The 13,313-nt window shown below is 59.1% G+C and carries 9 protein-coding genes and 1 pseudogene; all 10 read left to right on the top strand.

Annotated elements, in window-relative coordinates; translation table 11 throughout:
- Positions 1-24: 24 nt before the first annotated feature.
- Positions 25-1,377: a sigma E protease regulator RseP gene (gene rseP / locus JWR98_RS20575; RefSeq protein WP_205491065.1), complete on the top strand. Its 1,353-nt coding sequence runs from the start codon at positions 25-27 to the stop codon at positions 1,375-1,377.
- Between the two features lie 74 nt (positions 1,378-1,451).
- Entirely contained in the window at positions 1,452-3,839 is a 2,388-nt protein-coding gene (gene bamA / locus JWR98_RS20570; RefSeq protein ID WP_078731875.1) for an outer membrane protein assembly factor BamA, read from the top strand.
- Positions 3,840-3,885: 46 nt separating this feature from the next.
- Positions 3,886-4,389, top strand: coding sequence for an OmpH/Skp family outer membrane protein (locus tag JWR98_RS20565; RefSeq protein ID WP_003172279.1), 504 nt, complete (start codon positions 3,886-3,888; stop codon positions 4,387-4,389).
- A 3-nt stretch (positions 4,390-4,392) separates the two neighbouring features.
- Positions 4,393-5,448, top strand: a complete 1,056-nt coding sequence (gene lpxD / locus JWR98_RS20560) for a UDP-3-O-(3-hydroxymyristoyl)glucosamine N-acyltransferase (protein ID WP_078731876.1) — start codon at positions 4,393-4,395, stop codon at positions 5,446-5,448.
- A 110-nt stretch (positions 5,449-5,558) separates the two neighbouring features.
- A complete protein-coding gene (gene fabZ, locus JWR98_RS20555) occupies positions 5,559-5,999 on the top strand; it encodes a 3-hydroxyacyl-ACP dehydratase FabZ (protein ID WP_003172281.1) in 441 nt (146 codons plus the stop codon).
- Positions 5,996-6,772 carry an acyl-ACP--UDP-N-acetylglucosamine O-acyltransferase gene (lpxA, locus tag JWR98_RS20550; RefSeq protein WP_003172282.1) on the top strand — a complete coding sequence of 259 codons (777 nt, stop codon included), beginning with the start codon at positions 5,996-5,998 and terminating at the stop codon, positions 6,770-6,772. Before fabZ ends, lpxA begins: the two co-directional genes overlap by 4 nt.
- Before the next feature lie 2 nt (positions 6,773-6,774).
- Positions 6,775-7,912, top strand: a pseudogene (gene lpxB / locus JWR98_RS20545) (lipid-A-disaccharide synthase).
- 2 nt (positions 7,913-7,914) lie between these two features.
- Complete coding sequence (gene rnhB / locus JWR98_RS20540; protein WP_179119893.1) at positions 7,915-8,541, top strand: ribonuclease HII; 627 nt, start codon at positions 7,915-7,917, stop codon at positions 8,539-8,541.
- A gap of 76 nt (positions 8,542-8,617) precedes the next feature.
- A complete protein-coding gene (gene dnaE, locus JWR98_RS20535; RefSeq protein WP_078731879.1) occupies positions 8,618-12,139 on the top strand; it encodes a DNA polymerase III subunit alpha in 3,522 nt (1,173 codons plus the stop codon).
- A gap of 138 nt (positions 12,140-12,277) precedes the next feature.
- Entirely contained in the window at positions 12,278-13,225 is a 948-nt protein-coding gene (locus JWR98_RS20530; RefSeq protein ID WP_003172288.1) for an acetyl-CoA carboxylase carboxyltransferase subunit alpha, read from the top strand.
- Positions 13,226-13,313: the final 88 nt, after the last annotated feature.

Raw genomic sequence — 13,313 nt, 5'->3', positions numbered from 1 at the left:
TGGTTTGGAATGCGGAGAAATTAGATGAGTGCGCTTTACATGATTGTCGGCACCCTGGTTGCTCTGGGTGTGCTGGTTACCTTCCACGAATTCGGCCACTTCTGGGTGGCGCGTCGTTGCGGCGTCAAGGTACTGCGCTTTTCCGTTGGTTTCGGCATGCCGCTGCTTCGCTGGCACGACCGTCGTGGCACCGAGTTCGTGATTGCGGCTATCCCGTTGGGCGGCTACGTCAAGATGCTCGATGAGCGCGAAGGCGAGGTGCCGGCTGATCAGTTGGACCAATCCTTCAATCGCAAGACCGTTCGTCAGCGTATCGCTATCGTCGCCGCCGGCCCGATTGCCAACTTCCTGTTGGCGATGCTGTTTTTCTGGGTGCTGGCCATGCTGGGCAGCCAGCAGGTGCGTCCGGTCATCGGTGCCGTCGAGGCGGACAGTATCGCGTCGAAGGCCGGCCTGGTTGCTGGCCAGGAAATTGTTTCCATTGATGGCGAAGCCACCACGGGCTGGGGCGCGGTCAATCTGCAGTTGGTGCGTCGTCTGGGTGAAAGCGGCACCGTCAATGTCGTGGTGCGTGAGCAGGATTCCAGTGCCGAAACCCTGCGCGCGTTGGTCCTTGACCATTGGCTCAAAGGTGCCGATGAGCCTGATCCGATCAAGTCTCTGGGGATTCGCCCTTGGCGCCCAGCATTGCCACCGGTCCTCGCCGAGCTGGATCCGAAGGGGCCGGCGCAGGCCGCAGGTCTGAAAACCGGCGATCGCCTGCTGGCCTTGGATGGCCAGGCGCTGGGTGACTGGCAGCAAGTGGTCGATCTGGTGCGTGTGCGCCCTGATACCAAAATTGTGTTGAAAATTGAACGTGACGGTGCTCAGCTCGACGTCCCGGTGACCCTGGCTGTTCGCGGGGAAGCCAAGGCGGCCGGGGGTTACCTGGGTGCCGGGGTCAAAAGTCCGGAATGGCCACCCTCGATGGTGCGTGAGGTCAGTTTCGGGCCGTTGGCGGCAATTGGCGAGGGTGCAAAACGCACTTGGACCATGAGTGTGCTGACCCTCGAATCCCTCAAGAAAATGTTGTTCGGCGAGCTCTCGGTAAAAAACTTGAGTGGACCGATAACCATTGCTAAAGTGGCGGGCGCTTCTGCCCAGTCGGGTGTCGCGGATTTCCTGAATTTCCTGGCTTATCTGAGTATCAGCCTGGGTGTTCTGAATTTGTTGCCCATTCCTGTATTGGATGGGGGGCATCTGTTGTTTTATCTGGTCGAGTGGGTGCGTGGTCGCCCGTTGTCGGATCGGGTGCAGGGTTGGGGGATACAGATCGGTATCAGTTTGGTGGTTGGGGTGATGTTATTAGCCCTGGTCAACGATCTGGGTCGACTGTAACGCTTCGCTGAATTGCGAATCTGCCGCATTTTGCGGCAGTTTGTTTATTGCCAGTTGGAATAAGAAAGGACTTCATGAAACGTCTGCTGCTAACTGCGGTTCTCACCGTATTGATGATCGCCGAAGTTCACGCCGAGTCCTTCACCATCTCCGATATTCGCGTCAACGGCCTCCAGCGGGTTTCCGCGGGTAGCGTCTTTGGTGCCTTGCCGTTGAACGTCGGGGAACAGGCTGACGACCGTCGCCTGGTGGAATCCACTCGTGCGCTGTTCAAAACCGGTTTCTTTCAAGACATCCAACTGGGTCGCGAAGGCAACGTCCTTGTCATCACCGTCGTCGAGCGACCTTCCGTCGCCAGTATCGAGATCGAAGGCAACAAGGCGATCTCGACTGAAGACCTGATGAAGGGCCTCAAGCAATCCGGCCTGGCCGAAGGCGAGATCTTCCAGCGCGCCACCCTTGAAGGTGTTCGTAACGAACTGCAGCGCCAGTACGTTGCCCAGGGTCGCTACTCCGCGACCGTGGAGACCGAAGTGGTCCCGCAGCCGCGTAACCGTGTCGGCCTCAAGGTCAACATCAACGAAGGCACCGTCGCGGCCATTCAGCACATCAACGTGGTGGGCAACACCAAGTTTGCTGATGAAGACCTGATCGACCTGTTCGAGCTCAAGACCACCAACTGGCTGTCGTTCTTCAAGAACGACGACAAGTACGCCCGTGAAAAACTCTCCGGTGACCTGGAGCGCCTGCGCTCGTACTACCTGGACCGTGGCTATATCAACATGGATATCGCTTCGACCCAAGTGTCCATCACCCCGGACAAGAAGCACGTCTACATCACCGTCAACGTCAACGAAGGCGAGAAGTACAAGGTTCGCGACGTAAAACTCAGTGGCGACCTGAAAGTGCCTGAAGACCAGGTCAAGTCCCTGTTGCTGGTGCAGAAAGACCAGGTGTTCTCGCGCAAGCTGATGACCACCACGTCCGAGCTGATCACCCGTCGCCTGGGTAACGAAGGCTATACCTTTGCCAACGTCAACGGCGTACCGACGCCGCACGATGAAGACCACACCGTGGACATCACCTTCGTGGTTGACCCAGGCAAGCGTGCCTACGTAAACCGCATCAACTTCCGTGGCAACACCAAGTCCGAGGACGAAGTGCTGCGTCGTGAAATGCGCCAGATGGAAGGTGGCTGGGCCTCGACCTACCTGATCGACCAGTCCAAGACCCGTCTGGAACGCCTGGGCTTCTTCAAGGAAGTCAACGTCGAAACCCCGGCCGTACCGGGTGTGGATGACCAGGTCGACGTTAACTACGCCGTAGAGGAACAAGCCTCCGGTTCGATCACCGCCAGCGTTGGTTTTGCACAGAGCGCCGGTCTGATCCTGGGTGGTTCCATTACCCAGAACAACTTCCTCGGTACCGGTAACCGTGTGTCCATCGGCCTGACCCGAAGCGAATACCAGAGCCGCTATAACTTCGGTTATACCGACCCCTACTGGACTGCTGACGGTGTGAGCCTGGGCTACAACGCCTTCTACCGCACCACCGACTACAAAGACCTCGATGTCGACGTTGCAAGCTATGCGATCGACAGCCTCGGTGCGGGTGTCAGCGTTGGCTACCCAATCAGCGAGACGTCGCGCCTGACATTCGGCCTGACCGCGCAACAGGACGAGATCAAGACCGGTGTGTACACCGTGGATGAGATCTTCGATTTTACCCGTCGCGAAGGTGACAAGTTCGTGAACTTCAAGGCGTCCGCCGGCTGGTCCGAGTCGACGCTGAATAAAGGCGTACTGGCAACCCGTGGCCATTCCCAGAGCCTTACTGCGGAAGTCACCACGCCGGGCAGTGACCTGTCGTTCTTCAAGCTCGACTACCGTGGCCAGTTGTTCCAGCCACTGAGCGATAACTACACCATGCGCCTGCACACAGAGCTGGGCTATGGCGACGGTTATGGTTCGACCAATGGCCTGCCGTTCTATGAGAACTACTACGCGGGTGGTTTCAACTCGGTACGTGGCTTCAAGGACAGCACCCTCGGTCCGCGTGGTACGCCGAGCCGTGGTGTTGGTGTGACCGGTAACCAGGGTACTAATGTCGACACCGACAATAAGCCGCTGCCATTCGGTGGTAACGTGTTAATCCAGGGTGGTGCGGAAATCCTGTTCCCGCTGCCATTCGTGAAAGATCAGCGTTCCCTGCGGACTTCGGTCTTCTGGGATGTGGGTAACGTGTTCGACTCCAAGTGCGAGCAGATCACCAACCCAAGTGGCGTGAAGTCCCAGACCCAGTGCAACGACGTGAGCCTCAGCAACCTGGCGAGCTCCGTGGGCGTGGGCGTGACCTGGGTGACTGCGCTGGGCCCGTTGAGCTTTGCTCTGGCCATGCCGATCAAGAAACCGGATAACGCTGAAACCCAGATTTTCCAATTCTCCCTCGGCCAGACGTTCTAAGCGTCTGACCCAAGATAACGACAACGGATTCTGTAGGAGTTGCATTGTGCGTAAGTTGACTCAATTGGTTCTGCTGGCCACCGTGCTGGTAACCACCCCGGCCTTCGCCGAAATGAAAATCGCCGTCCTGAACTATCAGATGGCCCTGCTGGAGTCCGACGCGGCCAAGAAATACGCCGTGGACGCCGAGAAAAAATTCGGTCCGCAACTGACCAAGCTCAAGACTCTGGAAAGCAGCGCCAAGGGCATCCAGGATCGTCTGGTAGCCGGTGGTGACAAGATGCAGCAAGGCGAGCGCGAGCGCCTGGAGCTTGAATTCAAGCAAAAGGCTCGTGACTACCAGTTCCAGTCCAAGGAGCTCAACGAAGCCAAGGCTGTTGCCGACCGCGAAATGCTCAAGCAGCTCAAGCCTAAGCTCGACAGCGCCGTGGAAGAAGTGATCAAGAAAGGCGCCTTTGACCTGGTGTTCGAGCGTGGCGCAGTAATCGACGTCAAGCCTCAATACGACATCACCCGTCAGGTGATCGAGCGCATGAACCAGCTGAAGTAAGCCATGACCGCGACTATCAAGCTCGGCGAGTTGGCCGAGTTCCTGGGGGCTGCCTTGCGTGGCTCCCCGGAGAAGGAAATTACTGGGCTAGCCACCTTGCAGGAGGCTGGCCCAGCTCAGTTGAGCTTCCTCGCAAACCCTCAATACCGTAAATACCTCACCGACAGCCACGCTGCAGCTGTATTGCTGAAGGCCGCTGATGCTGAAGGGTTTGCCGGGGATGCGCTGGTGGTGGCTGACCCCTACCTGGCGTACGCGCGGGTGTCGCACCTGTTTGATCCGAAACCCAAGGCCGCCGGCGGTATTCATCCATCGGCGGTCATCGCCGACGATGCCTACGTTGACCCTGCGGCGAGCATTGGCGCGTTTGCGGTGATCGAGAGTGGCGCGCGCATTGCGGCAGGTGTAACGGTTGGTGCGCATTGTTTTATTGGTGCGCGCTGCGAAATCGGTGCGGACGGTTGGTTGGCCCCTCGCGTGACCCTTTACCACGATGTGCGTATCGGTGAGCGTGTGGTGATTCAATCCGGTGCGGTGATCGGTGGTGAAGGCTTCGGCTTTGCCAATGCCAAAGGTGTCTGGCACAAGATTGCCCAGGTCGGCGGTGTATTGATCGGCGATGACGTGGAAATTGGTGTCAATACGGCTGTCGACCGCGGGGCCTTGGCCGATACCGTGATCGGTAACGGTGTGAAACTCGACAACCAGATCCAGATCGCCCACAACGTTCAGATTGGCGATCACACCGCCATGGCGGCGTGCGTGGGGATTTCCGGCAGCACCAAAATCGGCAAGCACTGCATGCTCGCCGGTGGCGTAGGTCTGGTGGGGCATATCGACATTTGCGACAACGTATTCATCACCGGCATGACCATGGTTACTCACTCGATTACCGAGCCTGGGGCCTACTCTTCCGGTACCGCCATGCAGCCTGCGGCTGAATGGCGTAAAAGCGCAGCGCGTTTGAGGCAGCTCGACGACATGGCTAGACGTCTCAAACAGCTGGAAAAGCGTGTTGGGGACGTGACCCCTGGCGGTAATGCTTCATCAGAAGGCTGATACCATTTCCATATCAAGTGCGCACAGCCGCTAGACTTGCCTCCTTGATTTGCTAGCGGGCGTGCGTTTAGTCGCCCGCCCCCAATCTTTATTACAGGCTTCCCCCCGAAATGATGGACATCAACGAGATTCGCGAATACCTGCCTCACCGTTACCCGTTCCTGCTGGTGGATCGCGTAGTGGACCTCAATGTCGAGGAAAAGCGCATTCGTGCCTACAAGAATGTCAGCATCAACGAACCGTTCTTCAATGGTCACTTCCCTGCGCATCCAATCATGCCGGGCGTATTGATCATCGAAGCAATGGCCCAGGCTGCCGGTATCCTTGGTTTCAAAATGCTCGACCTCAAGCCTGCCGATGGCACGCTTTACTATTTCGTAGGCTCGGACAAATTGCGTTTTCGCAACCCGGTTACCCCGGGTGACCAGTTGATCCTGGAAGCCAAGTTCATCAGCTGCAAGCGCCAGATCTGGAAGTTCGAGTGCCAGGCCTCGGTGGATGGCAAGCCTGTGTGCTCCGCCGAGATCATCTGCGCGGAACGCAAACTATGAGTTTGATTGACCCTCGCGCAATCATCGATCCGTCGGCCGTACTGGCCGCCGACGTTGAGGTCGGCCCTTGGTCGATCATCGGCGCAGGTGTGGAAATCGGCGAGGGGACTGTCATCGGGCCGCATGTGATCCTCAAAGGTCCGACCCGCATTGGCAAACACAATCGTATCTACCAGTTCTCGTCGGTAGGCGAAGACACCCCGGACATGAAGTACAAGGGTGAAGAAACACGTCTGGTAATCGGTGACCACAACATCATTCGTGAAGGCGTGACCATTCACCGTGGCACGGTGCAGGATCGTGCCGAAACCACCCTGGGCGATCACAACCTGGTAATGGCCTATGCCCATATCGGCCACGACAGCGTGATCGGCAACCACTGCATCCTGGTCAACAACACGGCGTTGGCTGGTCATGTGCACGTTGATGATTGGGCGATCCTGTCCGGTTTCACCCTGGTGCATCAGTACTGCCATATCGGCGCCCACAGCTTTTCCGGCATGGGTACCGCCATCGGCAAGGATGTTCCGGCGTTTGTGACGGTGTTCGGCAACCCTGCTGAGGCTCGCAGCATGAACTTCGAGGGCATGCGCCGTCGCGGGTTCAGCGAAGACGCCATCCATGCGCTGCGCCGTGCCTACAAGGTGGTGTACCGCCAGGGGCTGACGGTGGACCAGGCATTGGCCCAACTGACCGAGTCGGCGGCGTTGTTCCCGGAAGTCGCGGTGTTCCGTGACTCGATCCAGGCGTCGACTCGCGGCATCACCCGCTGATCATGGGCAGTCTGCTTATTGCACTGGTGGCCGGGGAAGCTTCCGGCGATATTCTCGGCGCGGGTCTTATGCGCGCCATCAAGGTTCAGCATCCGGCAGTGGAATTCATCGGTGTCGGTGGGCCATTGATGCAGGCCGAAGGCCTCACGTCCTACTTCCCCATGGAACGCCTGTCGGTCATGGGCCTGGTGGAAGTGCTGGGTCGGCTGCGTGAGCTGCTGGCCGGCGCAAGCTGCTGATCCAGACGCTGATCGAAGAAAAGCCCGACGTCTTTATCGGAATCGATGCGCCGGACTTCACCCTTAATATCGAACTCAAGTTGCGTCAGGCCGGGATCAAGACCGTGCACTACGTCAGTCCCTCTGTGTGGGCCTGGCGGCAGAAGCGTGTGCTGAAGATCCGCGAAGGCTGTGACCTGATGCTGACGTTGCTGCCCTTCGAGGCCCGATTCTACGAAGAGAAGGGCGTGCCGGTGCGGTTTGTCGGGCATACCTTGGCCGACACCATACCTTTGCAGGCAGACCGCGCAGCGCGCGTGCCGAACTCGGCTTACCCGACGGTCCGCTCGTCGCATTGATGCCGGGCAGTCGCGGCGGTGAAGTCGGCCGTTTGGCCAGCGTGTTTTTTGATGCTGCCGAGCGCCTGCAGGCCCTGAAGCCAGGTGTGCGTTTTGTGCTGCCCTGCGCCAGCCCGCAACGCCGTGCGCAGATCGAAACGTTGCTGGAAGGGCGCAACCTGCCGTTGACGCTGCTCGATGGCCAGTCGCACCTGGCCCTGGCGGCCTGTGATGCGGTGTTGATCGCCTCCGGTACCGCGACCCTGGAGGCGTTGCTGTACAAGCGCCCGATGGTCGTGGCCTATCGCCTGGCGCCATTGACGTTCTGGATCCTCAAACGCATGGTCAAGAGCCCGTACATCTCCCTGCCCAATTTGCTGGCTCAGCGCCTGTTGGTGCCGGAGTTATTACAGGACGATGCAACGCCAGACGCCCTTGCACAGACCCTGCTCCCGTTGATCGACGGCGGCGAAGAGCAGACCCGTGGATTTGACGAGATTCATCGCACCCTGCGCCGTGATGCCTCGAATCAGGCGGCGGACGCCGTGTTGACCTTGATCGGCAACAAACAGGAAGCCTTATGAAGATGCAAATGGGCCTGGATTTCAGCCTGGTTGCCCAAGCCCACGAACTGGTGGCCGGTGTTGATGAGGTCGGGCGCGGGCCTTTGTGCGGCGCCGTCGTCACAGCGGCGGTGATCCTCGACCCGAACCGTCCGATCCTCGGCCTCAACGATTCGAAAAAACTCACCGAAGCGCGCCGCGAAAAGCTCTACGACGAGATCTGTGAAAAAGCCCTGAGCTGGCACATCGCCCGGGCCGAAGTCGAAGAAATCGACCAATTGAATATCCTCCACGCCACCATGCTCGCCATGCAGCGCGCCGTGGAAGGCCTGCATATCACGCCAAAAATGGCGATGATCGACGGCAACCGTTGCCCGAAACTGGCCATGCCATCCGAGGCGGTGGTCAAGGGTGATAGCAAGGTTCCAGCCATCGCGGCCGCATCGATTCTGGCCAAGGTCAGCCGTGACCGTGAAATGGCCGCGTTCGAGTTGATCTACCCCGGCTACGGCATCGGCGGCCACAAAGGCTACCCAACGCCCGTTCATCTGGAAGCCCTGGCCCGCCTTGGCCCCACGCCTATCCACCGGCGCTCCTTTGCTCCGGTGCGCCAGGCTTATGAGCTGCGCGAGAACCTCAGCGAGGTTTAGTCGCGAGGCTGATGTTTTTGCCAAGGCCCGGTACAATCCGGGCCTTGTTGTTTCCACGTATAAAGACAGGATCACTATGCCGGCTTCATTCGTTCACCTGCGCCTGCACACTGAGTACTCCCTGGTCGACGGCCTGGTACGGATCAAACCGTTGGTTAAAACCCTGGTGGGCATGAACATGCCTGCGGTCGCGGTGACCGATCAGAACAACATGTGTTCCCTGGTCAAGTTCTACAAGAATGCCATGGGCGCCGGTATCAAGCCGATCTGCGGCGCCGACCTGTGGCTGTCCAACAAAGACCCGGATAATGCCTTGAGCCGCATCAGCCTGCTGGCGATGAACGGTGTGGGCTATCGCAACCTCACCGAGCTGATTTCCCGTGGCTTTATCGATGGTCAGCGCAACGGTTCGGTCATCATCGAGCGCGAATGGGTTGCCGAGGCCAGCGAAGGCCTGATCATGCTGTCGGCCGCCAAAGAGGGCGAGGTCGGTCTCGCGTTGCTGGGCGGCAACCCTCAGGAAGCCGAAGTGCTCGCGAAGGAGTGGATGCAGGTCTTTCCCGACCGTTTCTACCTGGAAGTGCAACGCACCAACCGCCCCAATGATGAAGAGCACCTGCACGCCGCCGTGGCCCTGGCCGACAAACTGGGCGCGCCGCTGGTCGCGACCAACGATGTGCGCTTTATCAAGAAGGAAGATTTCGAAGCCCACGAAACCCGCGTGTGCATCGGTGAAGGCCGTGCCCTGGATGACCCGCGTCGCTCCAAGAATTACAGCGAAGAGCAGTACCTCAAAAGCGCTGAGGAAATGGCAGAGTTGTTCAGCGACCTGCCCGAGGCCCTGGAAAACTCCGTCGAAATCGCCAAGCGCTGCAACATTGAAGTGAAGCTGGGCAAACACTTCCTGCCCAACTTCCCGATCCCCGATGGCATGACCATCGACGAGTATTTCCGCAAGGTGTCGTTTGACGGCCTGGAAGAGCGTCTCTCGGTCCTGTTGCCCAAGGACACCACCGAAGATTACGAGGCCAAGCGCCAGGTCTACGTCGACCGGCTGAACTTCGAGCTGGATATCATCATCCAGATGGGCTTCCCCGGTTACTTCCTGATCGTGATGGACTTTATCCAGTGGGCCAAAAGCAACGGTGTGCCGGTCGGCCCGGGCCGTGGGTCAGGTGCCGGCTCGCTGGTGGCCTATGTGCAGAAGATCACCGACCTTGACCCGCTGGAATATGACCTGCTGTTCGAACGGTTCCTGAACCCGGAACGGGTCTCCATGCCCGACTTTGACGTCGACTTCTGCATGGACGGTCGCGACCGTGTGATCGAATACGTGGCCGAGAAATATGGTCGCAACGCGGTCAGCCAGATCATCACGTTCGGTTCCATGGCCGCAAAAGCGGTAATCCGCGACGTGGCGCGGGTGCAGGGCAAGTCCTACGGCCTGGCGGATCGCCTGTCGAAGATGATCCCGTTCGAAGTCGGCATGACCCTCGAAAAGGCCTACGAGCAGGAAGAAATCCTGCGCGACTTCATCAAGGTCGATGAGGAAGCCGCCGAAATCTGGGAAATGGCGCGCAAGCTCGAAGGCGTAGTGCGTAACGTCGGTAAACACGCCGGTGGCGTGGTGATCGCGCCGACCAAGCTCACTGACTTCTCGCCGATCTATTGCGATGAAGAAGGCGACGGCCTGGTCACCCAGTTCGACAAGGACGACGTGGAGGCGGCCGGCCTGGTGAAGTTCGACTTCCTGGGCCTGCGGACCCTGACGATCATCGACTGGGCGCTCAAGACCATCAACCGCGACCGTGCCAAGGTTGGCGAGGCGCCGCTGGATATCGCGTTTATTCCGCTGGACGACAAACCGACCTACAGCCTGCTGCAAAAGGCTGAAACCACGGCGGTGTTCCAGCTTGAGTCGCGCGGCATGAAAGAGCTGATCAAAAAGCTCAAGCCCGACTGCCTGGAAGACTTGATCGCACTGGTGGCCCTGTTCCGTCCGGGCCCGCTGCAATCAGGCATGGTTGATGACTTTATCAACCGTAAGCACGGCCGCGCCGAACTGGCGTACCCGCACTCCGACTACCAGTACGAAGGCCTCAAGCCGGTACTGGCGCCGACCTACGGCATCATCCTGTATCAGGAACAGGTGATGCAGATCGCCCAGGTAATGGCGGGTTATACTCTCGGCGGCGCGGACATGCTGCGTCGAGCCATGGGTAAGAAGAAACCCGAGGAAATGGCCAAGCAGCGCGGCGGTTTCATTGAAGGGTGTGCCACCAACAATATCGATGCCGACCTGGCCGGCAACATTTTCGACCTGGTGGAGAAATTCGCCGGTTATGGCTTCAACAAATCCCACTCCGCCGCCTACGGCCTGGTGTCGTACCAGACCGCCTGGCTGAAGGCCCACTACCCGGCGCCGTTCATGGCGGCGGTACTCTCGGCGGATATGCACAACACCGACAAGGTCGTGACCTTGATCGAAGAAGTGCGCACCATGAAACTGCGCCTCGACGCGCCGGACGTGAACGCCTCGGAGTTCAAGTTCACGGTGAACGACGAAGGTCGCATCATCTATGGCCTGGGCGCGATCAAGGGCGTGGGCGAAGGCCCGGTGGAGGCGATCACCGAAGCGCGTCAGGACGGACCGTTCAAGGACCTGTTCGACTTCTGCGCGCGGGTTGACCTTAAACGTATCAACAAGCGAACCCTCGATGGCTTGATCCGCAGCGGCGCGTTGGACCGTCTTGGCCCATATTTTCATGACGAGCCGAAGGCGTATCAAGCGAATATCGACCGCAACCGCGCGGTGCTGCTCACCGCCATGGAAGAGGCGATCAAGGCCGCCGAACAAACCGCCCGCACCCATGACAGCGGTCACGCCGACCTGTTTGGCGGGCTGTTCGTCGAAGAAGACGCGGATGTGTACGCCAACCACCGCAAGGCTAAGGATCTGACCCTCAAGGAGCGTCTCAAGGGTGAGAAAGATACCTTGGGTCTGTACCTCACCGGGCACCCGATTGACGAGTACGAAGGCGAGATCCGCCGTTTCGCCCGTCAGCGCATCATCGACCTCAAGCCTGCGCGCGACACTCAAACCGTCGCCGGCATGATCATCGCCCTGCGGGTGATGAAGAACAAAAAAGGCGACAAGATGGGTTTCATCACCCTTGACGACCGTTCGGGCCGCATCGAGGCGTCGCTGTTTGCCGACGCCTTCCATTCGGCGCAGTCGCTGTTGCAGACCGATGCCATGGTGGTGGTGGAAGGCGAGGTCAGTAATGATGACTTCTCCGGCGGCCTGCGCCTGCGCATCAAGCGGGTGATGAGCATGGAAGATGCGCGCACCAACCTGGCCGAGAGCCTGCGCTTGAAGGTGAAAACCGAAGCGCTCAAGGGCGATCAGCTACGCTGGTTGGGTGACCTGCTCAAGCGTCACCGTGGTGCGTGCCCGGTGACCATGGAGTACACCGGCAACGACGCCAAGGCGATGTTGCAGTTCGGCGAGACCTGGCGAATTGATCCGGCGGATGGCTTGATTCAAGCATTGCGTGACCAGTTCGGCCGTGACAACGTCTTCCTCCAATACCGTTGACGGTCTCGCGATAGCATTTCGCCTGATCTTGACTGAACATTTAATCTCGACCTAAACGCGCCTCTCCCTTAAGGTAGGGCGCGAATAGACAACCGGCTGGCCAGGCTCACCCTGGCCGTCGACCCAAGACGGACGCTTATGAACCCGAATTTTCTTGATTTCGAACAGCCGATCGCTGACCTGCAAGCCAAGATCGAAGAACTGCGCCTGGTCGGCAATGACAATTCGCTGAATATCGGCGATGAGATCGCTCGCCTGCAAGACAAGAGCAGCACGCTCACCGAGGACATCTTCGGCAAGCTGACCAGCTGGCAGATCGCGCGTCTGGCTCGCCATCCGCGCCGTCCGTACACCCTGGACTACATCCAGCATATCTTTACCGAGTTTGACGAGCTGCATGGCGACCGCCACTTCTCGGACGACGCGGCCATCGTCGGCGGTATTGCTCGCCTGGACGACCAGCCGGTGATGGTGATCGGTCATCAGAAAGGCCGTGAAGTACGCGAAAAAGTACGTCGCAACTTCGGTATGCCGCGCCCTGAAGGCTACCGTAAGGCGTGCCGCCTGATGGAAATGGCCGAACGCTTCAAGATGCCGATCCTGACTTTCATCGACACACCGGGTGCTTACCCAGGCATCGACGCCGAAGAGCGCAACCAGAGCGAAGCGATTGCCTGGAACCTGCGTGTCATGTCCCGCCTGAAGACTCCGATCATCGCCACTGTGATTGGTGAGGGTGGTTCCGGCGGTGCATTGGCCATTGGCGTCTGCGACCAACTGAACATGCTGCAATATTCGACCTACGCGGTGATCTCGCCGGAAGGTTGCGCCTCGATCCTGTGGAAAACCGCCGAAAAGGCGCCGGACGCTGCCGAAGCCATGGGCATCACCGCAGATCGCCTCAAAGGCCTGGGAATCGTCGACAAAGTGATCGCCGAGCCACTGGGCGGCGCGCACCGCGACCCGGCTGCTGCTGCCGCGACCATCCGTGCCGAGTTGGGTTCGCAACTGGCGATGCTCAAAAAGCTGGATAACGAAGCGTTGCTGGCCCGTCGTTACGAGCGCCTGATGAGCTACGGTCTCTAACGTCGCAGCGGTACTCATGTGGGAGGGGGCTTGCTCCCGATAGCTGCTAGGTAAGGCTATCGGAGCAAGCCCTCCCACATTTGCTTTG

Origin of the sequence: Pseudomonas lactucae, from assembly GCF_016937615.1 — a bacterium.
In the GTDB taxonomy this organism is placed as follows: Bacteria; Pseudomonadota; Gammaproteobacteria; order Pseudomonadales; family Pseudomonadaceae; genus Aquipseudomonas; species Aquipseudomonas lactucae.
This window is presented reverse-complemented; position numbering and strand designations above follow the sequence as displayed.

Coding starts and splice junctions, on each gene's coding strand:
- rseP (WP_205491065.1), top strand. CDS start 25: ATGAGTGCGCTTTACATGATTGTCGGCACCCTGGTTGCTCTGGGTGTG.
- bamA (WP_078731875.1), top strand. CDS start 1,452: ATGAAACGTCTGCTGCTAACTGCGGTTCTCACCGTATTGATGATCGCC.
- lpxD (WP_078731876.1), top strand. CDS start 4,393: ATGACCGCGACTATCAAGCTCGGCGAGTTGGCCGAGTTCCTGGGGGCT.
- fabZ (WP_003172281.1), top strand. CDS start 5,559: ATGATGGACATCAACGAGATTCGCGAATACCTGCCTCACCGTTACCCG.
- lpxA (WP_003172282.1), top strand. CDS start 5,996: ATGAGTTTGATTGACCCTCGCGCAATCATCGATCCGTCGGCCGTACTG.
- rnhB (WP_179119893.1), top strand. CDS start 7,915: ATGCAAATGGGCCTGGATTTCAGCCTGGTTGCCCAAGCCCACGAACTG.
- dnaE (WP_078731879.1), top strand. CDS start 8,618: ATGCCGGCTTCATTCGTTCACCTGCGCCTGCACACTGAGTACTCCCTG.
- JWR98_RS20530 (WP_003172288.1), top strand. CDS start 12,278: ATGAACCCGAATTTTCTTGATTTCGAACAGCCGATCGCTGACCTGCAA.